Annotated in this window: 25 protein-coding genes; 17 read left to right on the top strand and 8 right to left on the bottom strand. The window is 56.4% G+C overall.

All coding sequences use genetic code 11. From position 1 onward, the window contains the following. The first annotated feature begins 503 nt into the window (after nucleotides 1-503). The 4 genes from rpmH to mnmE all read left to right on the top strand — a co-directional run bounded on the left by rpmH (nucleotide 504) and on the right by mnmE (nucleotide 4357). Complete coding sequence (gene rpmH, locus EP166_RS16470) at nucleotides 504-638, top strand: 50S ribosomal protein L34 (RefSeq protein ID WP_028670321.1); 135 nt, start codon at nucleotides 504-506, stop codon at nucleotides 636-638. 5 nt (nucleotides 639-643) lie between these two features. Further along, entirely contained in the window at nucleotides 644-1060 is a 417-nt protein-coding gene (rnpA, locus tag EP166_RS16465) for a ribonuclease P protein component (RefSeq protein WP_127559097.1), read from the top strand. 244 nt (nucleotides 1061-1304) lie between these two features. Then, nucleotides 1305-2996: a membrane protein insertase YidC gene (yidC, locus tag EP166_RS16460; RefSeq protein WP_127559095.1), complete on the top strand. Its 1692-nt coding sequence runs from the start codon at nucleotides 1305-1307 to the stop codon at nucleotides 2994-2996. Then, the gene (gene mnmE / locus EP166_RS16455) at nucleotides 2996-4357 is read left to right on the top strand and encodes a tRNA uridine-5-carboxymethylaminomethyl(34) synthesis GTPase MnmE (protein WP_127559093.1); all 1362 of its coding nucleotides are present in this window, start codon (nucleotides 2996-2998) and stop codon (nucleotides 4355-4357) included. Before yidC ends, mnmE begins: the two co-directional genes overlap by 1 nt. Nucleotides 4358-4590: 233 nt before the next feature. Here mnmE and EP166_RS16450 read toward each other — a convergent pair whose 3' ends face one another. The 3 genes from EP166_RS16450 to ribA form a co-directional block, all read right to left on the bottom strand. Beyond that, a complete protein-coding gene (locus tag EP166_RS16450) occupies nucleotides 4591-5493 on the bottom strand; it encodes an alpha/beta fold hydrolase (RefSeq protein WP_127559092.1) in 903 nt (300 codons plus the stop codon). Nucleotides 5494-5564: 71 nt separating this feature from the next. Continuing rightward, nucleotides 5565-5729 carry a DUF2256 domain-containing protein gene (locus EP166_RS16445; protein WP_127559090.1) on the bottom strand — a complete coding sequence of 55 codons (165 nt, stop codon included), beginning with the start codon at nucleotides 5727-5729 and terminating at the stop codon, nucleotides 5565-5567. 238 nt (nucleotides 5730-5967) lie between these two features. Further along, a complete protein-coding gene (gene ribA / locus EP166_RS16440; RefSeq protein ID WP_127559088.1) occupies nucleotides 5968-6594 on the bottom strand; it encodes a GTP cyclohydrolase II in 627 nt (208 codons plus the stop codon). Between the two features lie 331 nt (nucleotides 6595-6925). Here ribA and EP166_RS16435 point away from each other — a divergent pair, with 331 nt between their 5' ends. From EP166_RS16435 to EP166_RS16410, 6 genes are all read left to right on the top strand, one after another. Further along, nucleotides 6926-7912 (top strand): NAD(P)/FAD-dependent oxidoreductase, encoded by a 987-nt coding sequence (locus tag EP166_RS16435; RefSeq protein WP_127559086.1) that lies wholly within the window; start codon nucleotides 6926-6928, stop codon nucleotides 7910-7912. Between the two features lie 52 nt (nucleotides 7913-7964). Further along, a complete protein-coding gene (locus EP166_RS16430; protein ID WP_127559084.1) occupies nucleotides 7965-8621 on the top strand; it encodes a DsbA family oxidoreductase in 657 nt (218 codons plus the stop codon). A 59-nt stretch (nucleotides 8622-8680) separates the two neighbouring features. Further along, the gene (locus EP166_RS16425; RefSeq protein WP_127559082.1) at nucleotides 8681-9022 is read left to right on the top strand and encodes a translation initiation factor Sui1; all 342 of its coding nucleotides are present in this window, start codon (nucleotides 8681-8683) and stop codon (nucleotides 9020-9022) included. Between the two features lie 26 nt (nucleotides 9023-9048). Continuing rightward, the gene (locus EP166_RS16420) at nucleotides 9049-9345 is read left to right on the top strand and encodes a DUF1244 domain-containing protein (protein ID WP_127559080.1); all 297 of its coding nucleotides are present in this window, start codon (nucleotides 9049-9051) and stop codon (nucleotides 9343-9345) included. Further along, complete coding sequence (locus EP166_RS16415) at nucleotides 9338-10039, top strand: SEC-C metal-binding domain-containing protein (protein ID WP_127559541.1); 702 nt, start codon at nucleotides 9338-9340, stop codon at nucleotides 10037-10039. The genes EP166_RS16420 and EP166_RS16415 overlap by 8 nt, the downstream gene beginning before the upstream one ends. A 97-nt stretch (nucleotides 10040-10136) precedes the next feature. Beyond that, nucleotides 10137-11483: an MATE family efflux transporter gene (locus tag EP166_RS16410; protein ID WP_127559078.1), complete on the top strand. Its 1347-nt coding sequence runs from the start codon at nucleotides 10137-10139 to the stop codon at nucleotides 11481-11483. A 32-nt stretch (nucleotides 11484-11515) separates the two neighbouring features. Here EP166_RS16410 and EP166_RS16405 read toward each other — a convergent pair whose 3' ends face one another. After that, on the bottom strand, nucleotides 11516-12142 hold the full coding sequence (locus EP166_RS16405) for a hypothetical protein (RefSeq protein WP_127559076.1): 627 nt from the start codon (nucleotides 12140-12142) through the stop codon (nucleotides 11516-11518). 267 nt (nucleotides 12143-12409) lie between these two features. Then, on the bottom strand, nucleotides 12410-13303 hold the full coding sequence (locus EP166_RS16400; RefSeq protein ID WP_127559074.1) for a LysR family transcriptional regulator: 894 nt from the start codon (nucleotides 13301-13303) through the stop codon (nucleotides 12410-12412). Between the two features lie 300 nt (nucleotides 13304-13603). On the opposite strand from EP166_RS16400, the gene EP166_RS16395 reads away from it, so the two are divergent. The 5 genes from EP166_RS16395 to EP166_RS16375 all read left to right on the top strand — a co-directional run bounded on the left by EP166_RS16395 (nucleotide 13604) and on the right by EP166_RS16375 (nucleotide 18861). After that, complete coding sequence (locus EP166_RS16395) at nucleotides 13604-14599, top strand: aldo/keto reductase (protein WP_127559072.1); 996 nt, start codon at nucleotides 13604-13606, stop codon at nucleotides 14597-14599. Continuing rightward, nucleotides 14599-15540, top strand: coding sequence for an aldo/keto reductase (locus EP166_RS16390; RefSeq protein WP_127559070.1), 942 nt, complete (start codon nucleotides 14599-14601; stop codon nucleotides 15538-15540). Before EP166_RS16395 ends, EP166_RS16390 begins: the two co-directional genes overlap by 1 nt. 260 nt (nucleotides 15541-15800) lie before the next feature. Then, entirely contained in the window at nucleotides 15801-16796 is a 996-nt protein-coding gene (locus tag EP166_RS16385) for a potassium channel beta subunit family protein (RefSeq protein ID WP_127559068.1), read from the top strand. 299 nt (nucleotides 16797-17095) lie between these two features. After that, a complete protein-coding gene (locus tag EP166_RS16380) occupies nucleotides 17096-18238 on the top strand; it encodes a sugar efflux transporter (RefSeq protein ID WP_164743986.1) in 1143 nt (380 codons plus the stop codon). Next, a complete protein-coding gene (locus EP166_RS16375) occupies nucleotides 18235-18861 on the top strand; it encodes a LysE family translocator (RefSeq protein WP_181952730.1) in 627 nt (208 codons plus the stop codon). The genes EP166_RS16380 and EP166_RS16375 overlap by 4 nt, the downstream gene beginning before the upstream one ends. Nucleotides 18862-18863: 2 nt before the next feature. Here the strand turns inward: EP166_RS16375 and EP166_RS16370 are convergent, their stop codons facing one another. The 3 genes from EP166_RS16370 to EP166_RS16360 all read right to left on the bottom strand — a co-directional run bounded on the left by EP166_RS16370 (nucleotide 18864) and on the right by EP166_RS16360 (nucleotide 24298). Continuing rightward, on the bottom strand, nucleotides 18864-21497 hold the full coding sequence (locus tag EP166_RS16370) for a putative bifunctional diguanylate cyclase/phosphodiesterase (RefSeq protein ID WP_127559064.1): 2634 nt from the start codon (nucleotides 21495-21497) through the stop codon (nucleotides 18864-18866). Between the two features lie 52 nt (nucleotides 21498-21549). Next, nucleotides 21550-23568, bottom strand: coding sequence for a DNA helicase Rep (gene rep / locus EP166_RS16365; RefSeq protein WP_127559062.1), 2019 nt, complete (start codon nucleotides 23566-23568; stop codon nucleotides 21550-21552). A 151-nt stretch (nucleotides 23569-23719) separates the two neighbouring features. Then, a complete protein-coding gene (locus tag EP166_RS16360; protein WP_127559060.1) occupies nucleotides 23720-24298 on the bottom strand; it encodes a BLUF domain-containing protein in 579 nt (192 codons plus the stop codon). Between the two features lie 228 nt (nucleotides 24299-24526). Between EP166_RS16360 and EP166_RS21170 the strand changes: the two genes are divergently transcribed. Together EP166_RS21170 and aroE are read left to right on the top strand one after the other, a co-directional pair. Continuing rightward, the gene (locus tag EP166_RS21170; protein WP_164743985.1) at nucleotides 24527-24697 is read left to right on the top strand and encodes a hypothetical protein; all 171 of its coding nucleotides are present in this window, start codon (nucleotides 24527-24529) and stop codon (nucleotides 24695-24697) included. Between the two features lie 192 nt (nucleotides 24698-24889). Then, nucleotides 24890-25699, top strand: coding sequence for a shikimate dehydrogenase (gene aroE, locus EP166_RS16355; RefSeq protein ID WP_127559058.1), 810 nt, complete (start codon nucleotides 24890-24892; stop codon nucleotides 25697-25699). Nucleotides 25700-25845: the final 146 nt, after the last annotated feature.

The following is a 25845-nucleotide window of genomic DNA, read 5'->3' as shown; positions in this document are numbered from 1 at the left end:
AACCCTGGCAGGAAAAGTCTGTGAATAACCGGGCGCACAAGGCTGTGCGTAACCACAGGGACGGTTTTGTGAATAAATCATTGTGGATAACTAGCTATGTTACACACACCTTGTTGACCGCTCATACCCAGGCCATACCCAGGGAAGCCCAGACTTTTAACGTCTGTAACTTATTGTTTTATATAGATTTTTTAGGTTTTTAAACAGAAAATGTCTGCCCTAGTAAGTAACAACAAAGAACTAAACCTAAAACACTACATACCTATATATATTCTTTAAGTGATCACATTGAAAAACGGCGGACCGATTTGACAGCAGTGAATCAGGATGACGCGCTGAAAAACTGAATACCCACTGATTAAAAAATCGTCATTGAATTAGACCGCCAAAGTGATTAGAATCCGCCGTCCAAATTTAGGGGTTCGATCGCTTCCCAAAACGGGAAACCGGACCCAATGCCTAACCGGAAGCACTGCTTCCCCCGACTCGGTGTGAGAACAACCATGAAACGTACTTTTCAACCCAGCGTCCTGAAGCGCAAGCGTACCCACGGTTTTCGTGCCCGTATGGCCACAGCCAATGGCCGCAAGGTTCTGGCACGTCGCCGTGCTCGTGGTCGTGCTGCCCTGACGGTCTAACCGGTATTTCTCCGGAAAGCGCCCAGGAACCCGGTACTGACTCTGCACCGGGCTACGGACATCCTCGCAGTCATCGTTTGCTGACACCCGGGGATTTCCGTGCCGTTTTCGATCAGGTAGCCGTCAAATCGGCTTGCCCCGAATTACTGCTTTTGTCCCGCCCTGCACAATCGGGGTCGGCTCGCCTTGGTTTTATTCTCGCCAAAAAGAACATCCGCACGGCGGTAGCCCGAAACCGTATCAAGCGATGTGCCCGCGAAGTTTTTCGATTGCATTACGCCGACTGGCCACCGCTCGACATCATCCTGATGGGTCGAAAGGAACTGGGCTTGTTGACGCATGAGCAGTTGCACGAGCTGATTGATAAACAGCTCAGACGGCTGACACGTCGCTGGCATAAGGCCGCGGCAGAGTCAGCCTGAAGCGGGATGACCGTTTTTGCCCTGCGGCCGGTATTTGGCTGGCAATAAACACCCTGTGCAGGTACCATTTCGGCGCTTTTTACACAGGAAGCGGGCGGATGTCGTCTGCCGTGTAGCTTCCTCAGCCTGAACCGGGCCACCACAGACTGCTCCCATCTTCATCCGACCCCTGGTGCGTTGGATATAGCGTGTTTTTGACAGTCAGGAATCGGTTCAGGGTTAATGATCTGACTGGAAATTGATTATGGATGTGCGCCGTATTGTCCTGATCGCGGGTTTGGCCGTGGTCTCTTACATCTTGGTCCTGCAGTGGTCGTCTGACTATTCCGGTGCGCCGCAGCAAGAGCAAACCGCCAGTTCGTCAGAAATGGCCCCTCTGGAAGTCCCTCAGTCCGAGGTTCCCTCTGATACCGCCAGTGCTGCTGCGCCAGACAGTGAAGTGCCTGAAGCCGCAAGCGGGGTCAGTGCGGCTGCGCCAGCTGCCGGCGGTGGCGATGTGGTCAGACTGCAGTCCGACGTGCTAGATCTGACGATTGACTTGAATGGCGGAGACGTCATCAATGCGGCCCTGCCGGAATACCCGGCCCGCGCCGATACGCCGAATGTCCCTTTCAGCATTCTCGAAAATCGTCAGCGCACTTACACGGCCATGAGTGGTCTGGTCGGGCCTGATGGCATCGACAGTGAGCAACGTGCGCGCTACCAGGCAGACCAGAACGAATACCTACTGGACGACGGTACCGAGCAGCTTGAAGTGACGCTGGCGCACACCACCGACACGGGCGTTACCGTTAACAAGATTTTCACGTTGACGCGTGGCAGCTACCTGATCGACATTCGTTACGAGATTCAGAACGGTTCGGAACAGGCCATCACCACCAACCTGTTCGCCCAGCTCAAGCGTGACCGCTCTGATGATCCAAGCGCCGGTGGCCAGATTGGCATGGCGTCTTACCTCGGCGCGGCGATCACCACACCGGACGACCGTTATCGCAAAATCTCCTTTGGCGACATGGAAGATGAAACCTTCCGAATCACCCAGACTGGCGGCTGGATTGCCATTCTGCAGCATTACTTCTTGTCGGCCTGGGTACCCGCGGCCGATCAGTCGCACAGCTACTACGCTCGCCAGCTCGCAAACGGCTTATATTACGCAGGGTTTCAGTCACCGGCGTTAACAGTAGCACCGGGCGATACCGCCACTACATCAACCCAACTGTACGTCGGCCCGAAAGATCAGGATGACCTGGCAACCATCGCCGAGCACCTGGAATTGACGGTCGATTACGGCTGGTTGTGGTGGGCGGCCCAGCCATTGTTCAAACTGTTGCAATTCATGCACGGCCTGGTGGGCAACTGGGGCTGGGCGATTGTACTAATGACGCTGACGGTCAAGATGGTTCTCTACCCGCTGACCGCTTCAAGCTACCGTTCCATGGCCAAGATGCGCAAGTTTGCGCCGAAGATGACGCAGCTGCGCGAGCAGTTCGGCGACGATCGCCAGCGTCTGGGTCAGGAAATGATGAAGATGTACAAGAAAGAGAAGCTGAACCCCATGGGCGGCTGTTTGCCGATCCTGGTGCAGATGCCTATCTTCATCGCCTTGTACTGGGTGCTGATGGAAGCCGTCGAGCTGCGTCAGTCGCCGTTTATCTTCTGGATTGAAGACCTCTCGATCAAAGACCCCTACTTCGTGCTGCCGCTGCTGATGGGCGCCTCCATGTTCGTGCAAATGCAGATGCAGCAGCAACCGAGCATGGACCCAATGCAGGCGCGGATGATGAAGTTCATGCCAGTGATCTTCACCTTTATGTTCCTCTGGTTCCCGGCCGGTCTGACGTTGTACTGGTTCGTCAACAACGTGACCACCATTGTGCAGCAGTACATCGTTAACCGTCAGTTCGAGAAAGCCGACAAGGCCAAATCGGGCAGCTGATGTCCGACCGCGATACGATCTGTGCCCTGGCAACGCCACCCGGACGAGGTGGCGTTGGCATCATCCGGGTTTCCGGAACGGGCGCAGTCGATATCGCTCATGCCGTACTCGGTTACACTCCTCAGGTTCGCAACGCCCATTACGGCCCCTTTCTCGATGCCGACCAGCAACCACTGGACGAAGGCATTGCTCTGTTTTTTGCCAATCCCAACTCCTTTACCGGTGAAGACGTACTCGAGCTTCAGGGCCATGGCGGGCCAGTCATTCTGGACTTGCTGTTGCAGCGGGTTATGGAGCTCGGCGCCCGCCTGGCGCGACCCGGCGAATTCTCCGAACGCGCCTTTCTGAACGACAAGCTGGACCTGGCCCAGGCCGAGGCCATTGCCGACCTGATTGACGCTTCCTCCAGCGAAGCCGCCCGCTCTGCCGTGCGGTCCCTGCAAGGCGCCTTCTCCAAAGAAATTCATAGCCTGGTTGAACAACTGATCCGTCTGCGTATTTACGTTGAAGCGTCGATCGACTTTCCCGAGGAAGAAATCGATTTTCTGTCCGATGGCAAGGTTCAGTCGGATTTGGCAGCCATTATTGGCCAGCTCGACCGAGTCACCGAAGCGGCCAACCAAGGTAGCCTGATGCGTGATGGCATGACGGTGGTGATTGCCGGCCGGCCAAACGCGGGCAAAAGCAGTCTGCTCAATGCCCTGGCAGGTAACGAGCGTGCTATTGTGACTGACATCGCCGGCACCACCCGCGATGTATTGCGCGAACATATCCACATAGACGGCATGCCGTTACACATCATTGATACCGCTGGTCTGCGGGATACGCCAGATGCCGTCGAACGCATCGGAGTTGAACGCGCCTGGCAAGAGATTGAACAGGCCGACAGAGTCCTGCTCATGGTGGATGCGAGTGAAACCGAGGCGACCGATCCGACTCAGTTGTGGCCCGATTTTGTGCATCGCCTGCCCGCCAACGCGGCGATAACGGTAGTGCGCAACAAGATCGATATTACAGAAGAGTCCCCAGGTTTATCCACAGAGCAGTCACAGCCAGTGATCCGGCTATCCGCACGGGACCAGATCGGTCTCGACGCTCTACGTTTACACCTGAAACAACTGATGGGTTATGAAAGTGCCCGCGAAGGTGGCTTTATCGCTCGGCGTCGGCATTTGGAAGCCTTACATCAGGCTCAGGCATTTTTGCAGTCGGGTGAAGCCCAGTTATTGGGCGCAGCCGCGGGGGAATTGTTAGCTGAAGACCTGCGTTTGGCGCAGAACGCCTTAAACGAGATTACCGGAGAATTTACCTCTGATGACCTGCTAGGGCGGATTTTTTCGAGTTTTTGCATTGGCAAATAGCGCCAATTGACGATTACTCAAGTTTCAGAGTTCGCACAATACTAGCGATGGATGCCGGTGGTTCCTCTGTGGGGAAGTCCGCAGCAGGGATGCTGCGGTCTAGGCTCCATGGAAGGATTTACGCCGACCCCACAGAGGAACCACCGGTAGCCGTCGCGGACGAAAAGCACACTAGAAAACTGAACTCTGAAACTTGAGTTGGCAATATCCACAACTAGTTAACCTCCCCATCATCAGCGAGTCGTCACACACCCCGCCAGATGCTCCCACACCTCCAGCGCATTGGTTTCATTCACCAGTTCATGGCGGGCGCCTTCGAACAAGCGGGTGCTGGCTAAAGTAACCCTGGCTGCTTTGATTGCCTCGATGTGTTTGCCAATGCCCTTGCCGAATTCACCGACAGGGTCATCGGTGCCAGACATGACATGGACTGGCAGGTTTTTTGGCCACTGGCGCGGGTCGATGGTGAGCAAACCGCCGATAAAATCGCTCCACAGCTGAACCGTGCAGTCGAAGCCGCAGTAGGCATCTTCCAGATAGGCGTCGACCTGGTCGGTATCCCGGCTCAGCCAGTCATGGGTCGTGCGGTTGGGTTTGAAGGCCTTGTTGAAAGCGCCGAAGGTCATTTTAGTGACCAGTGGGCTCAGGTGACGCGGGCCTTTTGCGGCTTTGATCGTATCGACCATCAGTTTGGAGACCATCAATTGCGGCCGGTTGATGCGGTTGGTGGCGCAGAGGATAAGCCCCTGCAGTTTGTCACCAAAGCGCTGAACATAAGCCTGGGCAATAAAAGACCCCATGCTGTGGCCAAATAGGGTCAGAGGGGCATCGGGTTCCAGTGAACGGGCGTAGTCGACGACCTGGTCGAGGTCGGTAATCACCTTGTTCCAGCCATCCTGATCGGCATAGTGGCCGAGATCGGCTTCGGGGCAGTCGTCGCTGTGGCCGCGATGCTCTATCGCGACAACCGCGATATCCCGGTTATTCAGCCAGTCGGCCAGGGGCGCGTAACGGCTGGCGTGTTCCGCCATACCATGAGCGATGACCAGCGTTGCTGTGGGTGTCCGCGGACGCCAGACCTTGACTGGAATGGCGTGACCATCGCTTGCCGTTAACCATTCTTCGAGATATTGCATAACCGGTTTCCTGAGCCGTTATTAACCCCGCCAGAGTGTCACGCAGCCGGTATGACGTCCAGTATTCGTGGTTATCCAGCCGTATTGGCGTTACTTTTCCGGGATCTTCGGCAACGTTCGCTGCAATATTTGACGGAATCCCAACAATCGGCCCATTTTTTACGCCAGCTAAAGGGGCGCTGGCACAGAGCACAGTGTTTTTCGGGAAGATTGTGTTTGGCGGGGGTACGTGGCACGGGCGGTTACCGGGTAAGTGTGTCGATTAATGACTACGGTTGCGTCATGAATAAGGTTCAGTGATCACACTACCCGTACCGGCCGGGTTTTTTATACACAAAGGTAACGCACAGAGATATCCCCAGGCTTAGGGCCATTTCAGCCTTAATTCACCGGATAAACAGCAAAAGCCTGATATTTTCTCCCCAGCCAATACCCAGCTCATGCAACGGTTATACCCGGGTTATGCACAGGCTGTTACCGCTCACCCGATGCCGGTTTGCGGGCCTGGTCGAGCAAAATGGTGTGGGCTTGCTGGTCGACCTTGGCTTTCAGGTAGGCGGCATTGTGCTGGTTGACGTAGACACCGGTATCCTGACGGTCGACGACTTCAATGCCAAAGTCCTGCAACTGGCTGGCCTTGTGCGGGTTATTCGACAACAGGCGAATGCGTTTAATGCCCAGCGCCAGCAGCATTTCCGCCGCGGGTTTGAAATCACGCATGTCGTGGGCGAAGCCGAGCATTTCGTTAGCGGTATAGGTATCGATGCCTTTGTCCTGAAGGGCATAGGCATCCAGCTTATTGTAAAGGCCGATGCCGCGGCCCTCTTGTCTCAAGTACAGTAACACGCCGCCCTGATCGGCCAGCAGACGCTGGGCCTCGTGCAGCTGTTCGCCACAATCGCAACGCTGCGATCCAAACACATCACCGGTCAGGCATTCGCTGTGCAAGCGCACCAGTGGGGTATCATCCTGTTCGGGCGTGCCATATAGAATGGCCAGATGTTCCTTGTTGTCACTGAGGTCATTAAAGCTGACAAAACGGGTGGGCACCGAGGCTTCACCCAGGGGAATAGTGACAGTGGCGCGTTGTTCGATGCTCATGGCGGTCTCTGATACTCGGTAGCGGTCTGTGGTCATGACCCGGCGGTACTTGGCTAAGTAGGCGTAAAGGTTGGGTCAAAGGGTCCAATTAAAAGGTGATCCGGCAACGGTGTTGCCCTGTAGGTTACAGTGTAACGCATTTGGTCAAGTGTCTGCGCTCGGGAGCAGCAAGATGAGTATTCGACCATTTTCTTTTGTTAACCGGTTTGCGGATGGCCCGAGTGAACCCCATAGTAAGTAATTAGAAAGTAAGCCGGAAAACCCTGATGGTTTGACGGTAATCGTCACAGCGTATTTTCATATCAACAGCGATTAAGTCAGGAGTCTCATCATGGCAGTGTTTGCAGTCGTGGGTGCCGGGTTGTCGGGCATGACGTTGGCGCGTGAACTCGAACAGGCCGGTCACCGGTGTCAGGTTTTCGAGAAAAGCCGTGGCCGTGGTGGCCGCCTGGCGACACGCCGCCGCGACGGCTGGCAGGCGGACCATGGTGCCCAATATTTTACGGTGCGAGATCCGGCCTTCCAGCAGGAGGTTGATCGCTGGGTGGCTGAGGGCTGGGTCGCGCCATGGCCCGTAGCGCCAGTGGTGCTCAACGGCGACGGTGTTCAGTCGTCTCCGGATGAGCAGACGCGATACGTCGGTACGCCAACCATGAACGCCATGGTGCAAGGCCTGAGCGAGGGGCTCGATCTGTTTGTTCAAACCCGGGTCGACCGGCTGGAACGCGTTGGTAAACAGTGGCGTCTGTGGGATGACCAGGGCGAGCAGTATGGCCAGTTCGACGCCGTCTTGCTGACGGCGCCATTGGCCCAGTCACTGGCGTTATTGCCGCCGGGCTCAAATCTGGAAGTGCCGTTGCGCGGTACAACCGCCATGTTGCCCTGCTGGGCGCTGGCCATCACCTTCAGTGAGCCCACCGGTATTGAGGCGGATGCGGCCTTTGTAAAAACCGGTGTTGTGAACTGGCTGGCCCGTGACAGCAGCAAACCCGGGCGTGCGGCCGAGCCGGAAACCTGGGTTGCGCACTTTACCGCCCAGTGGTCGGCCAATCATCTGGATGCCTCGGACAGCTTGCTGGAACAACAGTGTCTGGCGGCATTGCGTCGTCTGGGCCAACCGGAACTGCCAGCGGTGTCGGATCGCTTCAAGCACCGCTGGTTGTATGCCCGTTCCGGTACCGAAACGCGTCTGGATGCTGCCTTTGACACCAACCTGGCCATTGGTCTGGCCGGTGACTGGACCCAGGGAGACCGACTTGAAGGCGCCTGGCGCAGCGGCCACCGCCTGGCAAAAACCCTGATCGAACAGTGGGCCTGATCCAAAAAGGCCACAGAGTTGCGGCCATGAACCGCGAAGTGAAGAGGTAACCATGAAAAATCTGAGTATTGATGTCGTCTCTGATGTGGCCTGTCCCTGGTGCGTCATCGGCTATAAAAATCTGGAACAGGCGCTGGCGTCACTGGACGGTGAGATCGAAGCCGACCTCGCCTGGCATGCCTTTGAACTGCGGCCCGATGCACCGGCCGAAGGCGAAAACTGGCGAGAGCACATCATGGCAAAATACGGGATGAGTTTTGAGCAGAGCGAAGAGAACCGCAAGCGCATCACCGAGGCGGGCAGCCAGGTTGGTTTTACCTTTAATTTCACCGACGACATGCGCACCCAGAACACCTTCAATTGCCACCGTCTGCTGCACTGGGCAAAAGACACTGAACAGCAAACGGCACTGAAACTGGCGCTGTTTGAAGCCTATTTCACCGATCGGACCAATGTGAACGACACTGAGGTGTTGCTGCAGGCCGTCGAAAAAGCCGGACTCGACCGGGACAGCGCAGCAGCGGTGCTCGCCTCAGACCGCTATGAGCAGGCGGTTCGGGCCGAAGAAGGGCATTATCAGCAGATGGGCGTAAGCTCGGTGCCGACCTTCATTGTCAACGGCAAATACGCCATCACCGGTGGTCAGCCGGCAGAGGTGTTTGTTCAGGCACTGCGCCAGATTGCCAGCGAGAACGCCAGCACGGCCTGAGATTCATTGGGCGGCTGTGATAAACTGCAGGCCCCATTAACCGGTTTTAAGAGGCGACCATGGCTCTGGTATACAGCACTGAATCGGGCCGCACCTGTCCGGATTGCCAGCAACCCCGCTCGCAATGCCAGTGCACGTCTCAGGAGGCGATTCCCGAGGGTGATGGCATTGTTCGCATCAGCCGCGAGACCAAGGGCCGCAAAGGCAAGGGCGTGACGCTGATTCGCGGCATTCCGCTGTCTGAGAAAGACCTGAAAGCCCTGGCTAAAAAACTGAAAGCCAAGTGCGGCACGGGCGGCACCGTCAAAGACGGCGTGATCGAGATACAGGGTGACCAGCGTGATCTGCTGGTGGCCGAGTTAAGCCAGCAAGGCTATACGGTTAAAAAAGCCGGCGGTTAGTCGTCGGCTGTTCAGGAGTATTCTCAATGCAAGACCCAACCAAGACTGAACTTGAAGCAGCGGCGTTCCGCCGATTAGTGCAGCATTTGCAGGAACGCACCGATGTACAGAACATCGATCTGATGAATCTGGCGGGTTTTTGTCGCAATTGCCTGTCGCGCTGGTACCAGGAAGCGGCCAGCGAACAAGGCGTCGACATGACTAAAGACAGCGCCCGTGAGGTGGTTTACGGCATGCCCTACGATCAGTGGAAAGCCAACTACCAGACCGACGCCAGCGACGCTCAACAGGCCACTTTCTCACAACAGGCGAAGCATGACTGAGTCACTGAATGTTAAAAGCCTGAGTTATCAGGATGCCCGTCAGTGGGTCACTGACAACCTGCCAACTGAAAACGCCGAGGGCCCGGTACCACCGAGTCTCGACGGCTTGAACGGGTTTTTCTTTGCCATCAGTCAGGCGCCGGTACCGGTATCAGCCAGTGACTGGCTGGGTGATGTATTGCCCCTGTTTGGCCACATTGAACCCGCTTCGAATGCCCTTAACGCCGTGCTGTCGTTGCAGCGCCATATTGAACAGGCCTGTGAAAAACAGGAATACCCGATACCGGATACGGCCGGTATGGATGCGGTTAATCAGATCAAACCCGGCCATCGTATGAACGACTGGAGCCTGGGCTTTGAGGCTGGCTTTACCCATGCCCGGCCGCTGTGGCTGACGCTGGTGCCGGCAGAACTGCGTTCGGAACTCGACAGTCTGTATTTTGCCCTCAGCTTTTTTGCCTCACCCGACAAGGCGCGGGAATTCATCGCGCGGCGCTCGTCACCGCTTCGGCCGGAGCAACTGGCCGACCAGATATTGGGCCAGTTTCCCAAAGCAGCCGATCTGTTTTCGCGCTTGTCGATCTCGGTTGGGGCCGTTGCTCAGTCGGCGGCCGAACCCCGACAATCGGTTGGCCGTAACGACCCCTGCCCCTGTGGCAGCGGTAAGAAATACAAGCATTGTTGTCTGCAATAGTAACCACTGGACTGAACAGTCCTCTCTCCACCCTTGGCGGAGAGTGTTAGAGAGAGGGCGGCGTAGCCGTTGCTGCTAGCCTTAAGGGAGTTTTAAGATGCTGGCGCTGTCCTATCGTCGCATTGTGAGTCTGGCTTTACCCATCAGCCTGCAAGCCCTGCTGACTTCATCGCTGAGCGTGGTCGATATCTATATGGTCAGTTCCCTCGGTTCAGTCGCCGTTGCTGCCGTTGGGTTGATCAGTAAGGTTTACTTCGTTGCGCTGCTGATCGCCATTGGTTTGAGCGGCGGTGTTTCGATGCTGGTGGCGCAGTATTGGGGCGCGTCGGATCGCATCGCCGTGTTGGGGTATCTGTGGACAGGCCTTGCCTGGTGCGGGCTGGCGATGTTGCCGCTGACGGTGATGGCGTTGTTTTTGACTCAGCCAATGGCCGGCTTGTTATCGCCAGATGACGCAGTGGCCGGCATGGCCGCCAATTACTGGTTCTGGACCTTTCCCTTTGCCGTCCTCTCCGGCTTCAGTTTCCTGCTGGCGAGTGTGCAACGCGCCACCGGTGACACCCTGTGGCCTATGGCGGCCAGCGGCCTGGCGCTGCTGACCAATACATTGCTGAATTATCTGGTGTTGTTTGGGCCTTTCCCGTTGCTCAATATTGGCTTGGCCGGTGTTGCCTTCGCATCGGTCGCTTCAAGGGTGTTGGAGCTGGCGTTGCTGCTCTTTCTGTTGCGACGCCATTTGCAGGTGGTTTGGGTGTGGTCGGCGGATCGGTTCTGGGAAGTCTGGCGCTATGGCCGGGTGCTGATGCTGAACGAGGGCCTCTGGAGTGCCGGTATTTTTGCCTTCTTTCTGGTCTATGCCTACATGGGGGCTGCGCCTTTGGCGGCGATGAGTCTGATGTCGCCGCTGGAGAACGTAATCGTCGATCTGTTCATCGGCTTTGGCATAGCCGCGTCGATTTTGATTGGTCAGCACCTGGGCCGACACGAATACGATGAGGCCAGGGCGCTGTGCTATTTTTTTCTGAATAAAATCACCCTGGCGTCCGCCTTGCTCGCGGTTGTCCTGGCGTCAATGACACCGCTGGTGGTTAGCGCTTTCGCCTTTGTGGAAGCGCCGGTTCGGGATTTGCTGGCCGGTGTCTGGCTGGTGTACTGCATCGGCTTGCCAGTGCGCACTCACAATATGCTGGCGGTCATCGGTATTCTGCGGGCGGGTGGCGATAATCGGTTTGTGCTGCTCACCGAAGCTATTTCACTCTGGCTGCTGGCCGTACCGGTTTCCGCGCTGGTCGCGCTCTGGCTGGGCTGGCCGCTGTGGGCCGTGGTTGGAGTAACGGTGTTGGAAGAGCTGGGTAAGGTGGCGTTGTTCAGGTGGCGAACGGGCCGGGGCTATTGGCTGAGAAATCTGACGTCGAAGCCTGGCTCCGACGTCTTGTCTGACTGAACGTCTGTATTCCGAGTGACTGGGGCTTCTGGTCAGAAGCGGTAACTGAGAACCGTGCGAATTGAGATGGTTTGCACGTCGACGTTGCCGTTGAAGAATTCTTCGTAGTTGTCGCCGAAATGCCAGTCGGCCTGAATATCCAGACCCAGCTCGTCCCAGTTGTAGCCACCGCCACCGCCAACATAGAAGCCACTGATTTGGGTGTCTTCGAAACCATCCTGCTCAACGGACTCGCTGTAATAACCCAGGCTGCCATAGTATTTGGTGCCATAGCGGGCCACACCGCGGCCCAGTTTGGCGCCGATATCCCAGCCGATCAGGTAGACATCGGAATCACTGGTAACGATTTGCTTGTAGTGATAGCTGCCCTGCAAGGCAAAGGCGCCAATACCGGCTTCGATATCGAGGGAGGGGCCGACAAAGGCGTCGTATTCGCTTTCGTCCGGGTAGATCCAGACCGAGGAACGCACACCGGCGCCAATGGCAAAGCCACCCAGATCGGCCAGCGCTTCATCGCCATGGCAATGGTATTCGCCGGTGACGGCGTCGTTGTGGCAATCGAACCGATCCAGTGCACCAGGGTCGGCCCAGGCCGTTGGGTGAATAACCAGGGCAGCCAGAGTGGCCATTGGCAAGCTGAGACGAAGCGGCAGGTGCATGGGTTAACTCCTCATTTTTATCCTGATCAGTGTATCACAGCCTTGCCATGCGGCCAGTGGCGGCGTTGTCAGATGAGAACCGGGTCATTATATCTAATGCAAGCTTGGGAGTTAGGGTCAGCCAAGCGGTAATGGTTCGCAGCAGGTGCCTGGGGTGCCTCTGTGGGGTCGGCGTAAATCCCTCCATGGAGCCTAGGCCGCAGCATCCCTGCTGCGGACTCCCCCACAGAGACACCCCAGGCACCCGCTGCTTGCCTACTCAGCAAGTCAGAGACTCCCAATATCAAAGCTATGAAAACGACGAATCAGATGGTCCCGTACCACTGCGACACGTTTTGGCAGTTCACTTCTCTGCGCCCAAACCAGCCAGAGTGAGGTGTTTTCAATCTCCCAGTCGGGCAGAACCTGCACCAACCTACCCTGCTGCAAGGGTTCGCGCAGCACCAGGTTCGATAGCCGGGCAATGCCCAGCCCCTGCTCGGCGGCCAGTAACTGAGCTTGGCTGCTGGGTGCATGCCAGCTGCCCTGTGGGTAATGCACATGGTGGTCATTGCCTCGCCGGAATTGCCAGGATTTGGGCGTGCCGGTAATGCAATTGAAGTCGCCCAGTTCACTGGGATGTCGCGGAAACCCGTGCTGGTTCAGGTAGCGGGGGCTGGCACAGAGCATCAGGCGCAGTCGGCCAACCCGTTCAGCGGCCACCCCGCTGCCCGGGTCATCACCCCCGCGAAGTACCAGATCCACCGGGTCCTGGTTCGGGTCGACCCGGGCGCTGCTGAAGTCGATTTGAAACTGCAATTGCGGATGCTGGGCGGCCACTTCGGTCAGCATGCGCGCCAGGTAGTGCTCGCCCAAAATACCCCCCACCGAGTTGATGCGTACCGGCCCGGATAACCGGTCGGCCATCATTTTCAGGCTGTGCTCGGCCGCATCAATCTGGTTCAGGCTCGACTGGGTGCGCAGGCGAAAATGCTCGCCTTCCGGTGTTAGCGACACACTCCGGGTAGTCCGATGCAGCAGGGTTATGCCCAGCCGGGCCTCTAGCTCGGCCACCCGCTGACTGATGCGCCCGCGCGATATCGACAGTTTCTCCGCCGCCCGGGTGAAGCTCCCGGCGTCACAAACCGCAAGAAAGGCCTCAATCTCCGCAAAACGGTCCATTGGTTAGTCCTATTAACGAATAAGGTTAATTTTTGCAGGATTATTATCGGAATGATAGCAACTATACTGCATCTGCTATCAAACATACGGCCGGAGTTTGGGCTTTCCATCGTGCCAAGAGCCTGTGCTGGCAACCGGGTAGGCCTCTCAGGGGTCGGCGTAGATCCTTCCCTGGAGCCTAGACCGCAGCATCCATGCTGCGGACTACCCCTGAGAGGCCTACCCGGCAGCCAGCACTGAATATTGCGGTGACCTCGGCCTTTACTGATTCCTTTTTTTGTAGCAGACCAGGAGTTTCTTATGAGCCAGATTGTTCAACACAGACCCCTCGGTAAAACCGGGTATTCCGTCTCTGAAATCGGCCTGGGCTGTTGGCAGTTGGGTGGTGACTGGGGAGCCCTGCAGGCCGGTCAGGCCGAGTCGGTTTTACAAGCCGCCAGCGACAACGGCGTCACTTTTTGGGATACCGCGGATGTGTATGGCGGAGGCGACAGTGAACGCATTATTGGCGAGTTCAACAAAGCGCATCCTGAAACTGACCGGATCATTGTCACCAAGGCAGGCCGAACACCAGAGTTGTATCCGGATGGCTACAGCCGGGATCGGCTGAAGGCTGCCATCGAAGCATCGCGTGAGCGGCTGCAGGTCGAGCAGCTTGATATGGTGCAGTTGCACTGCATTCCGATCAACGAGATCAAACGCGGTGACGTCTTCGAATGGCTGGCCGAATTTAAACAGGCTGGCCTGATACGCCAGTTTGGCGCCAGTGTTGAAACCTGTGACGATGCGCGGTATTGCCTCGAAAATACGGACGTCGCCTCGCTGCAATTGATCGTGAATTTATTGCGGCAGGATATGGCCGAATCCATTCTGCCGCTGGCGCATCAGAAAGAGGTGGGTGTGATTGTGAGGCTTGGGCTGGCGAGTGGGTTGCTCTCCGGGAAAATGACGGCCGATCATGAATTTGCCAAAGAAGATCATCGAAACTTCAATCAGAATGGCGATGCTTTTTTTGTGGGTGAAACCTTTGCTGGTCTGCCTTATAAAACCGGCGTTGCACTGGCTCATGAACTGAAAAGCCTGGTACCGGATGGCATGACGCTGGCGCAGATGTCATTGCGCTGGCTGTTAGATCAGCAAGGTGTTAGCAGTGTCATAACCGGTGCCAGCCGACCCGAGCAGATTGCCGACAATGCGGCGGTTTCTGCGTTGCCGTCGCTCGACAACGAATTGCACACCCAGCTGTCGCACTTTTATCACGACCGGGTGCGTCAGCACATTCGGGGAGAGATCTGATGCATTATCGTCGACTGGGAAAAACCGAACTGAAGGTATCCGACATTGGGTTTGGCGCCTGGCAACTGGGCAATAACGATCAGTGGGGCGGTATGGATGACACCACGGCTCATCAGTTGGTGGCCGAAGCACTCGACCGGGGCTGTAACCTCTTCGATACCGCGCCGAATTATGCGAAAACCAACAGTGAACGGTTGTTGGGCGAAACGCTGCGCGGCGTGCGCCAGGACGTAGTGCTGGTCAGTAAATTCGGTCACAAGCCGGAAGGCGGCACCGATTACAGTGCCGAAGCCTTTCAGGAGAGTCTGCACGGTTCGCTGGAGCGATTGAAAACGGATTATCTGGACGTGGTGTTGGTGCACAGCCCGCCACTGGAAGTGTTGAACGGGCAGCATCCGATTTGGCAGGCGATGAAAAAAGCGCAAACCGAAGGCAAGGTCCGCTTTTATGGCGCGAGCACCGACTACGCCTTTGAAGTGCGCGAAACGCTCGAAACCACCGATGCCCAGGTGCTGGAATTGCTGTTCAACGTACTGCACCAGGATGTTCGCCTGGCCTTTGATCAGGTTCGCGCCAACGACGTCGGTGTCATCACCAAGGTGCCACTCGACAGCGGCTGGCTCGGTGGCAAATACAACGCCCAAACCGTTTTCGACGGTGTACGCAAACGCTGGAGCCAGGCCGATGTTGAACAACGCGCTGCGCTGGTTGAGCAACTGGCCTGGCTACCCACCGTTGATCGCAACCTGGCGCAACAATCCCTGGCCTATTTGCTCAGCTACGATGAAGTCTCCAGCGTGATCCCGGGCATTCGTTCCCAGACGCAACTGGACGCCAACTTCGGCGCCACCGGTCAACGGTTGTCGGCCGCCGATCGCGCCAGGCTGGAAACGTTCTGGGATGGTTTCACTGACAAAGGCACCCATTTGCTGCCCTGGTAGGGTTTTGTTTGGTGCCACTGGCCCGACGTTCGGCGTTTGCTTTTTCTGCCAGTCGTTCGGGCTGAGGGTGAGCTTCATTCCGCCCCTGTCAGAGACACTTCCCTGTGTCGCTGACAGGGACGCGGGCGTCCTGCCCGCTGCTCCATGAAACTCTCCCACAGCCCTAAGTGTTGGAGCGAACGTCTTATTTGAGCATCACTTTTTATAGCAAAAAAGCCTGATCAATTATTTAAACGACCTCGAGTCGTAAAGGAGTCATCATGGAATATCGTCGTCTTGGCCGTTCCGGCCTGAAAGTCTCAGCCCTGTCGTTAGGGTCCTGGGTTACCTTTGGCAAGCAGGTTGATTTGAACGATGCCAAAACCTTACTGAAAACCGCTTACGACAGCGGCGTGAATTTTTTCGATAACGCCGAAGGCTATGAAGCCGGCGAATCGGAAAAAATCATGGGTGATGCCATCGATGCATTGGGCTTGCCGCGTGATACCTTTGCGGTGTCATCCAAAGTATTCTGGGGCGGCGACAAGCCAACGCAGTTGGGTCTGTCGGCCAAGCACGTACGAGATGCCTGCGATGCAGCGCTGCGTCGTCTGAAAGTCGACTACCTCGATTTGTTTTTCTGCCACCGCCCCGATGTTGATACCCCCATCGAAGAAACGGTGCGTGCCATGCATCAGTTGGTGATGCAGGGTAAAATCGTTTATTGGGGTACGTCAGAGTGGAATGCGCAGCAGCTTACCGAAGCCCATGCCATTGCCCGCCAGGAACACCTGACGCCGCCAACGATGGAACAGCCGCAGTACAACATGTTCAACCGCGACAAGGTAGAAGGCGAGTACCGGCCTATTTATGAGCAATACGGCTTGGGTACCACCATCTGGTCGCCCTTGGCTTCGGGCATTCTGACCGGTAAATACCTGGATGGCATTCCCGATGACAGCCGAATGAACCTCCCGGGTTACGAGTGGCTGAAAGACAACTTGCTCAGCGATGAAGGCAAGGCACGGCTGGAAAAAGTGCGTCAACTGAAGCCGATTGCTGATGAGCTTGGCCTGAGCCTGACGCATCTGTCGCTGGCCTGGTGTCTGAAAAACCCGAACGTCAGCACGGTTATTCTAGGCGCGTCCCGTTTGAGCCAGTTGGAAGATAACCTGAAAGCGATGGATGTTACTGACAAGCTGGACGATGCGGTGATGGAGCGGATCGATGCGGTGCTGGACAACAAGCCAGCGGGGTCTGAGCGATTCGGGCAGTAATAGTCGCTTGGTTTGTGAGGTGAAAAACGGGTCTGGTTATGTGCCAGGCCCGTTTTTTGTCGTATACGAATTTAAGTATTGGTTGTCGTAGTAAGTGTAACCAGCTTAACAAGTGACAGGTGCCGGGTGTCCCTATTTAGGGGAGTCCGCAACAGGGACGTTGCGGTCTAGCGCCCATGGATGGGTTCACAGCGACCCTAAATAGGGACACCCGGTGCCTGTCACGAATTCAGGCAACTACCAAAAGAAACCACCAAACATTGAGAGTGAAATTGAATAGAGCGTTTTGGTTACAACCTATGGTGTTGCGGCTGCTGGCCCTGAGTATGTTGCTGGGTACGGCCGGTGCGTCTGTGTTTCCTGTTTTGAGTACGCATCTGGCGATTAATCTGGGGATTGAGCCGCTGTGGATCGGGGTGTTTTTTGTGGCCAATACGCTGGCCGGTATTGGTGTCAGTCAGTGGCTGGCCAAACGCTCCGATGCCGGGATGAGCAGGATGAAGATTCTCTACGTCTCTGTCATTGTGTCGATGTTCGGCTCTGTGGGCTTGGGTGTGGTTGAATGGTATCCGCTGTTGCTGGTCGTCGGGATGGTCTGGTTTGGGTTGTCGTCAACGGCTCAGCCGCAACTGTTTGCACTGGCGCGAGAGCAGGTCAACGATCAGCAGGCCGCGCTGTTTCAATCGGTGTTGCGGGCGACGATTTCAATGAGCTGGATTGCCGGGCCGCCACTGGCCTACTTCCTGTTTGACTGGCTTGGTTTTCGGACTCTGATGATGATCACCGCCGCGATCTTTTTTCTGACGCTGCTAATGCTGCCTGGCATGAAAGACACCCGCCTGTCTGGTTCGACCAGCAAGGTGTCGGTGACCGACCCGCGTGTGCTGGGGCTGATGATGGTGACCATCGCCATTTTTGCCGCCAACTCCATGTACATTGTTTATATGCCCCTCTATGTGCGGGACGTACTGGAACTAATGACCATCGCCCCTGGCCTGCTGATGGGTATGGCCGCCGGGTTGGAAATTCCGATTATGATTTTCGGCGGTGCCCAGGCCTGGCGCTGGCATTTGTTTGCACCGCTTAAAGTCGCCGCCGTGAGTGGTATGGTTTTTTATACGGGCGTCTGGTGGTTCGACAGCTTTAGCCTGTTGCTCGCCATGCAGGTGTTTAACGCGGGACTGGTTGGCCTGGCGGCTGGTATTGGCATCAGTATCTTTCAGACGCTGATGAAAGACCGTCTCGGTATGGCATCCACGCTGTATACTACCTCGATCAAAATTGGCAGCCTTGCCGGGGCCGGCCTGGGGGGTGTGATCGCTCAGTGGGGCGGTTACGATGGCGTCTTTATTGGCTGTGGTCTGCTGGCAACCATCGCCACCGGGCTCGTTTTCTGGATCAGTTCAAAACCTGGGTTGTCTGAGGAGTCACCCGCATCATGATCAATACCGCTTTGCTGGCTGCTTTTATTCCCACCTTCGCGCTGGTGTCACTGACGCCGGGTATGTGTATGACGCTGTCGATGAGTCTCGGCATCACCATTGGCATAAAGCGCACTCTGTGGATGATGATCGGAGAGTTGATTGGCGTTGGTCTGGTCAGTGTGTTGGCCGTGATCGGTGTGGCCGCCATTATGCTCAGCGCGCCTCTGGTGTTTACCATCTTCAAGTGGGCCGGTGGTCTCTATTTAATGTGGCTTGGTCTGCAAATGTGGCAGTCGCGCGGCAAGCTGGCCATACCGGAAACCGGCGATTCCGCACATGCTGGTGCCGGCAGAGTGCAACTGGCGATTCAGGGGTTTGTTACCGCGGTTGCCAATCCCAAAGGCTGGGCCTTTACCATGGTGTTGTTGCCACCCTTCCTGGACGACAGTAAACCGTTGGCCCCGCAATTGGCGGCGCTGGTTGCCATCATGTTGCTGATCGAATGGGTAGCGCTGATGATGTATGCTGGCGGCGGAAAATCGCTGAGTGTGGTGCTATCGCGTGGTCAGAACGTGCGGCTGATTAACCGGATTGCCGGTACATTAATGCTGGTGGTTGGGGTTTGGCTGGCATTAGGCTAGTGTCAGGCTTCCTGGTCGTCCAGCAACGTTATAAACGCATCAAAGGGCATGGGTCTGGCGAGCAGAAAACCTTGCACCTCGTCAATGCCCAGTTGTTGTACCACCGTTAATTGTTCCTCGGTTTCCACCCCTTCCGCATTAACGACCAATTGCAACGTCTTGCCGATTTGTGCGGCTGCCTGAACCACGGCGCGTGCCGTGGTGTTGCTGTGCATGGTTTTAATAAAGCTCTGGTCGATCTTGATTTTATCGATCGGAAATTGCGTCAGATAACTCAGTGACGAAAAGCCCGTACCGAAATCATCCAGTGAAATATGCACGCCGAAATGCCGCAACGATTGCAGCGAAGTGATGACACCTTCTGTGCGTTCGAACATAACGCGTTCGGTCAATTCCAGCGCCAATTGCGGGCCGACTCGTTTAATCCGGGGCAGCAACGGCTGAATACTATCGGTGAAGGTATGGTTGTTGAAGTGGTGGGCGGAGAGGTTAAAGCTCAGCACCAGGTCAGAGTGGTTTTCCCTGAGCTTGTCGCAATAATCGAGAATGTGTTCAAGCACCCACACATCGATATCGGCAATCAGGCCGGATCGTTCTGCCAGCGGAATAAACTGCGCCGGGCTGATGAAGCCCGCATCGGTCGGCCAGCGAATCAGCGCTTCCGCACCAATGATACGACGGCTCTGTGCATCAAAAACCGGCTGAAAATGCAGCAACAACTTGTTCGCTCGCAGCGCCAGTGCCAACTCGTGTTCCATGGATTTTTCAGATTGCAGATCGACCCGCATCTTATGTTCATAGAGACGATAGCCGGCGCGCCCGGTGCGCTTGCACCGGTACAGAGCAAGGTCTGCTGCACTCATGACATCTTCAATGACGGCGTGCGATCGGTCGGCATCCAGTTGATGGCACAGCACCACCCCCATACTGGCGGTGACTTTGAGCGTTGATTCCTGGTAGCGGAATTCCCGACTGACGCGATCACCAATCTGCACGCACAGAATATCCAGTTCGGTTTCTGAAAGAGCACCGTCGACCAGCAGGGCGAATTCATCCCCGCCCAGCCGGAAGGTTTTACACGGCGCATTCAACGGTTGCTGCAACCGTTGAGCGAGCTCGACCAGCAAGGCATCACCCACCAGATGGCCGAGGGTATCGTTGATGTCTTTGAAAAGATCTAGGTCGAGAAAGATCACCGTGAATTCATGATGCGGGTGCAACTGCCAGTGGTCGTAGGCTTGCTGCAATTGCTGTTGAAACTGGCTGCGGTTGGGCAAGTGGGTCAGGGTGTCGTGTTCGGCCAGGTAGCGAATTTCATTTTCGGCATCAACCTGCTCGGTAATATCGATGATCGACCCTTGAATAATTTCGCGGCCAGTGTGGCGTTCGGTCACATACTGGGCGTTCATCAGTACCCATATGGGCTTGCCATCACGTCGCACCATGCGCGCACGTTGATTCACCACGGTTCGGTCACGCTGCAGCATCGACAGCAAACGCAGCCGCTGGCGGGGGCTGTCATACAGTTTCTGGGTGATGTCGTCGTAATAGGCGAGGCATTCTTCGCGCGAGGCGCACCCCAGCGTGCGGGCGAACAAATGATTCACCCGAATAAAGGTGCCACTAATGGTCGACTGGTACAGGCCTGCCTGGGCGGTATTGAACAGGTCTTCGTAGTCGCTTTCGGCATTTCGGCGTGCCTCTTCCGAGCGTTTTAACTCGGAAATGTCGGCAATGGTACCGATGATATGCACCAGTTCACCCTGTTCATTGACCACCCGGCGCGCGTTTTGCCGCACCCAGATTCGATCGCCATCCTTGCGTTTCATCTGGCATTCGAACCCCGACACTTCATTGTATTGAGCCAGGGCGTCGAGAAACTGTGTTCTGTCCCCGGAGTGCGCGTAGATGTCACGGGCCGCTTGCCGAACCTGGTCTTTCATGTCGGCAGGTGAGTCGTAAAGAAACAACCGGGCCAGGGAATGGTTGGCGTAGATTAAGGCGCCCTGGGCATCCGTCTGGTAAATGCCGTCTACCGAGTATTCCAGAATGCGACGGTAGTTTTCGTGCTCTTCCATCGGGTGACACACCATCACCACAAACTGCTGGTTCGGGTCGCTGGTGATCTCCCAGCGCAGGCACATGCCTTCTATTTCCCGTTCCAGGTTGATGGCGACATCCTGCTGCAGCCAGTTTGTGAAATGCCGGTGCCAGCGTTCCGGCAGCAGGGTTTCCCAGTCGCGAAGGCCAAGCGAAGCGAGAAAGCTCCGGGCGGCGGTGTTGGCATAGACCAGGGTCTGATTTGCATCGAACACCAGTGCGTTGAACTGCAGCAGCGACAGGCTGCTTTGCAGTACATCGAGGTGTTTCCAGACATGCATTAGCTGATGCTCACCCAGGGGCGTCAGGCTAGCCATAGTACCGGGGATGCAAGTCTGGAAATTATTGCGTTCCGGGTCAACGGCCCGGTATAAGGCCAGCCAGGGTTCAAAATTGACCCAGTAGTCAGACAGCGGCTGACCGTTGGCCGGTGGTGGCGTTAGCAAACCCTGTTCATCACCGATGGCGATCAGGCGATACTCGCTGTCCAGCAGCAGTTTGGCGGAGGTAATGGGCGGGTTGCTCGACGTCGGCACGATATTGTTGTCTGTTTTGGCCTATTGAGTACCAGAGCCTACCCGATTTCGTTCAATTGTTCAGCATGGCACGGAGGTTGGCAAAGGTCTCTTTACTGTTCACTTTATCGGCGGTGCTGCCGGCATCGCGCCCTTCCCAACTGACGTCATCGGCGGGCAGCTCATCCAGAAAGCGGCTGGGCGTGCAGTCGATGATCTCGCCAAACTGCTTGCGCCGGGCGGCAAAGGTGAGTGCCAGGGTTCGCTGGGCGCGGGTAATACCAACATACATCAGGCGGCGTTCTTCTTCGATATCGCCGTTTTCGATGCTGTTGCGGTGCGGCAGCAGCTCTTCTTCCAGCCCCATGATGAACACGTGCGGAAATTCGAGACCTTTGGAGGCGTGCAATGTCATCAACTGCACCGCATCGGTTTCGTCTTCCTGCTCCTGGCGGTCGAGGATGTCGCGCAGTACCAGCTTGCCGATGGCATCCTGAATTTGAAGATCAGACTCTTCGTCTTCATCGCCGCGTTCGAGCATCGATTTCAGGCTGTCGATCAGAATGTACACGTTGGCCAGCCGTTTTTCGGCCTGCAGGTCGGAGACACTGTCCTGGCGCAGCCAGGCTTCGTAGTTGATGTCGGTCACCACCTCACGAATCACCATCACCGGGTCGGTCTCGGTGTGCAGTTTGTGAATGATGCGACCGAGCCAGTCAGAAAACCGATGCAACCGCTCGGCCGCCTTGGCTGGCAGCAGTTGTTGCAAGCCCAGTTCCTGGCAGGCGGCACTCAAACTGACTTTGCGATGACTGGCGTATTCGGTGAGTTTCTCCAGCGTCGCCGGCCCAATTTCGCGGCGCGGCGTGTTGATGATGCGCAAGAAGGCGGCATCGTCATCCGGGTTCACCAGCAGGCGCAGGTAACTCATGATGTCTTTGATTTCGGCCTTGGCAAAAAAGGAGGTGCCGCCGTTGATCTTGTACGGAATGCGGTTCTGCTGCAGTTTGATTTCCAGAATGCGTGCCTGGTGATTGCCGCGATAGAGCACGGCAAAATCGCGGTACTCGCCGCGCCGGATTAAGTGCTGGTGCAAGATTTCGTTGGCGATGCGCTCGGCTTCGGCTTCGTCGTTTGGTGTACGGATGATGCGAATCGGATCGCCAAAGCCCATTTCGCTCCACAGCGTTTTCTTGAACACGTGCGGGTTGTTGTCGATAACGGTGTTGGCCGCCTTCAGAATCAGGCCAGTCGAGCGGTAATTCTGTTCGAGTTTGACGATTTTCAAATGCGGATAGTCGCTCTGCAGCTGCACGAGGTTTTCCGGGCGGGCACCGCGCCAGCTGTAGATCGACTGATCGTCATCGCCGACCACGGTAAAGCGGGGCTGGTCGCCCACCAGCAGTTTCACCAGCAGGTACTGGGAGGAGTTGGTGTCCTGGTATTCATCGACCAGTAGGTAGCGAATCTTGCGCTGCCATTTGGCCAGTACCTCGGGGTTTCTCATGAACAGGAGTGCTGGTAGCCGGATCAGATCGTCAAAATCGACGGCGTTGTAGGCGTTGAGCATTCGGTTGTACTGTTCATAGATTTCGACGGCCAGGGCGTCGCGGGCTTCGTCCATCTTGCCGCGCAAGTCCGCCGGTTCGGTCAGGTCGTTCTTCCAGCGGCTGATCAGGTTGCGAAAGTGGTCGATTTCATCAACGGCGTTGGGCACTTCTCGCAACAGAATGTCTTTGATCAGCGCTTTGGAGTCGTGATCATCAAACAGGGTAAAGCCGCTTTTGAGATTAATGTGGCTGGCTTCCTTGCGCAGGATGTTCAGCCCCAGGTTGTGGAAGGTTGACACGATCAACCCACGCGCAGCCTTGCCTTTGATCAGCTTGCCCACTCGCTCTTTCATTTCACGTGCGGCTTTGTTGGTAAAGGTCACGGCGGCAATGGTGTGCGCTTTGTAGCCACATTCATTGACCAGATAGGCGATTTTCCGGGTAATAACCGAGGTTTTGCCACTGCCCGCCCCGGCCAGGACCAGCATCGGACCACTGATGTATTTAACAGACTCTTCTTGTCTGGGGTTGAGCTGTGCCATGGGGCCGGGTGTCCTGTCGGGGGGCGAAGACGAGCCGGCGCAGTGTACCAGTACGCCGGTAGCGACCCAAGCAGGGAACAGTGGTCAACCCGGGCACCTGCTCTGAACGGGCGCAATACACGCCAGGTCCCGGTGATGCTGACCCGACCGTTTACAGCAATTGGGTCAGCAGCACCCCACCGACAATCAGAATCAACGCAATAATGCCCATGGTAACCAGGCCGGAGCGCTCGTTGTCGGCTCGGGTCGGGCCTTTCCGCGAGGCTTTTTTCGGGTCGTTGCCATCGATGATCTCATCCGGCTGGTTCATTCTCTCCAGTGCGTCGATCAGTGCGTCGAAGTGCTGGGTGTCGAACTGATAGGGATTGAAGGTCTTGAAACCGAATTTGGCCAGTAATGAATTGATTGAGTCGTTAATGGCGGTGTATTTCATCGACCAGTCGTCAAATCGACGAACCTGAACTGGCTTTTCCGAGACGATTTTCACGTCGGTATGGCGGTCATCACGATGCAACCGCTCGAGCAGCGTGTGCACCGCAGCCTTGTCGCCCTCCAGGCATTGAAAGAAATGTCCGTCGCCGTAGAACAGGACGCCGCCTACATCGACTTTCGCGTTGTTGATTCTGGACGACTGCAGTATCCGCGCGACGTTCGGTTCGATACCCTGAACGGCGGGCGTGGGTTTGAAGGTGGCTCGGCTGATGTACATCAGCCGGATCAGATCGCTCATAAAGTCACTCTTGAATTCAGCGGTTAATGGGTGCAAAAGCAGACACCGGAGTGTCAATGTCACCGTCACGGTAACCCGTCTGCGTTTCGGAGCTTGTTTACGGTCCTGACTAAGTTTTGTATCACTCCTGAACCTGGCCGGGTGCACATTCAGGCACCTGCGGTATTGACGCACCCCAGTCGGACAGGTCAGGCTTCGGGTCTCTGCAACCCCGTCACTGGCCACCTGATGAAACCTACCGAATCCGATACCCCTCTGCGCGCTGGTAAAGCGGCCGATAAACGATCAACCGGTACCCGGCGCATCATCCTTATTGCCGGGCTGTGGCTGGCATCGGTGGGGTTCTGGCTATGGGCGGGCGTGCAACTGGGTCAGTTGATCGGAGAACTCTGGTTTTAGCCATAGACAATCCGCTTCGTGCTGACTATGGTTTTTCATACGTGACCCTGGTTTTCAAAACGGCAGCCATGAGCTGCCGCAATGGGGAGCTTGGACTAACGCTCGGCTTGTTTTTTCCCGGATTTATCGTTTCAATCTGCGCGGCCAGCGTTTGCCAGACTTTTCAACTTCACCCATTACTAAGGATCATCTATGGACCGTTATGCGGTATTGGGCCATCCGATCAAGCACAGCCTGTCTCCGGTTATTCACACCGCTTTTGCCCGTCAAACCGGGGAAGCGCTGGAATACGAAGCCATTGAGTTGCCGGTCACGAGTTTTGAAACCCGGGTCTGGCAGATGTTTCGAGATGGCTATCGCGGTTTTAACATTACCGCGCCGTTCAAGCAGGATGCCCATGATTTCGCCGATGATCTGACTGAACGGGCCAAGCGAGCCCGAGCCGTCAATACCCTGGTCAAACAGGCCGACGGTCGTATTCTGGGCGATACCACCGATGGCGAAGGCCTGGTCTTCGATCTTGAAACCCTACTGAACTGGCGCATTACCGATCGCAACGTCCTGATTCTGGGGGCTGGTGGTGCGGTGCGGGGCGTGCTTGAAACCCTATTGTCGCGTAACCCGGCCAACCTGGTGCTGGCCAACCGTACCCTGGCCAAGGCCGAAGAGCTGACGGACGATTTTCCGGAAATCTCCCCCAGCGCGTTCGATGAACTCAGCGGCCGCTTCGATCTGGTGATCAACGGCACCTCGGCAGGCTTGTCCGGCAATTTACCGCCCCTGCCGGACGGTCTCTTTACGCCCGATACCCACTGCTACGACATGATTTACAGCAAGGATGAGACGGCCTTCAACCGCTGGGCACGTGAGCAGGGCGCGGGACAGTGCGCCGATGGCCTCGGCATGCTGGTCGGCCAGGCCGCCGTCAGTTTTGAATTGTGGCGCGGGGTCCGCCCGGACACCGTGCCGGTATTGGAGCAACTGCGGGCAGAACTGGCCTGACACGGCCGGGCCGGGTACTGGCAACCGGCACTGAAAAAACCTGTACGCTCAACAAGGGTTGCGCTTCTGACGCGGTCGGCTGAGCCGGCTCGATGCGCGACTGACGAATGGCTGGCCAGTCATGTCAGTATGAACCAATGGCGGCA

This window comes from Saccharospirillum alexandrii, from assembly GCF_004000275.1.
GTDB classification, from domain to species: domain Bacteria; phylum Pseudomonadota; class Gammaproteobacteria; order Pseudomonadales; family Natronospirillaceae; genus Saccharospirillum; species Saccharospirillum alexandrii.
This window is presented reverse-complemented; position numbering and strand designations above follow the sequence as displayed.

Coding starts and splice junctions, on each gene's coding strand:
- rpmH (WP_028670321.1), top strand. CDS start 504: ATGAAACGTACTTTTCAACCCAGCGTCCTGAAGCGCAAGCGTACCCAC.
- yidC (WP_127559095.1), top strand. CDS start 1,305: ATGGATGTGCGCCGTATTGTCCTGATCGCGGGTTTGGCCGTGGTCTCT.
- mnmE (WP_127559093.1), top strand. CDS start 2,996: ATGTCCGACCGCGATACGATCTGTGCCCTGGCAACGCCACCCGGACGA.
- EP166_RS16450 (WP_127559092.1), bottom strand. CDS start 5,493: ATGCAATATCTCGAAGAATGGTTAACGGCAAGCGATGGTCACGCCATT.
- ribA (WP_127559088.1), bottom strand. CDS start 6,594: ATGAGCATCGAACAACGCGCCACTGTCACTATTCCCCTGGGTGAAGCC.
- EP166_RS16435 (WP_127559086.1), top strand. CDS start 6,926: ATGGCAGTGTTTGCAGTCGTGGGTGCCGGGTTGTCGGGCATGACGTTG.
- EP166_RS16430 (WP_127559084.1), top strand. CDS start 7,965: ATGAAAAATCTGAGTATTGATGTCGTCTCTGATGTGGCCTGTCCCTGG.
- EP166_RS16425 (WP_127559082.1), top strand. CDS start 8,681: ATGGCTCTGGTATACAGCACTGAATCGGGCCGCACCTGTCCGGATTGC.
- EP166_RS16420 (WP_127559080.1), top strand. CDS start 9,049: ATGCAAGACCCAACCAAGACTGAACTTGAAGCAGCGGCGTTCCGCCGA.
- EP166_RS16415 (WP_127559541.1), top strand. CDS start 9,338: ATGACTGAGTCACTGAATGTTAAAAGCCTGAGTTATCAGGATGCCCGT.
- EP166_RS16410 (WP_127559078.1), top strand. CDS start 10,137: ATGCTGGCGCTGTCCTATCGTCGCATTGTGAGTCTGGCTTTACCCATC.
- EP166_RS16405 (WP_127559076.1), bottom strand. CDS start 12,142: ATGCACCTGCCGCTTCGTCTCAGCTTGCCAATGGCCACTCTGGCTGCC.
- EP166_RS16400 (WP_127559074.1), bottom strand. CDS start 13,303: ATGGACCGTTTTGCGGAGATTGAGGCCTTTCTTGCGGTTTGTGACGCC.
- EP166_RS16395 (WP_127559072.1), top strand. CDS start 13,604: ATGAGCCAGATTGTTCAACACAGACCCCTCGGTAAAACCGGGTATTCC.
- EP166_RS16390 (WP_127559070.1), top strand. CDS start 14,599: ATGCATTATCGTCGACTGGGAAAAACCGAACTGAAGGTATCCGACATT.
- EP166_RS16385 (WP_127559068.1), top strand. CDS start 15,801: ATGGAATATCGTCGTCTTGGCCGTTCCGGCCTGAAAGTCTCAGCCCTG.
- EP166_RS16380 (WP_164743986.1), top strand. CDS start 17,096: ATGGTGTTGCGGCTGCTGGCCCTGAGTATGTTGCTGGGTACGGCCGGT.
- EP166_RS16375 (WP_181952730.1), top strand. CDS start 18,235: ATGATCAATACCGCTTTGCTGGCTGCTTTTATTCCCACCTTCGCGCTG.
- rep (WP_127559062.1), bottom strand. CDS start 23,568: ATGGCACAGCTCAACCCCAGACAAGAAGAGTCTGTTAAATACATCAGT.
- EP166_RS16360 (WP_127559060.1), bottom strand. CDS start 24,298: ATGAGCGATCTGATCCGGCTGATGTACATCAGCCGAGCCACCTTCAAA.
- EP166_RS21170 (WP_164743985.1), top strand. CDS start 24,527: ATGAAACCTACCGAATCCGATACCCCTCTGCGCGCTGGTAAAGCGGCC.
- aroE (WP_127559058.1), top strand. CDS start 24,890: ATGGACCGTTATGCGGTATTGGGCCATCCGATCAAGCACAGCCTGTCT.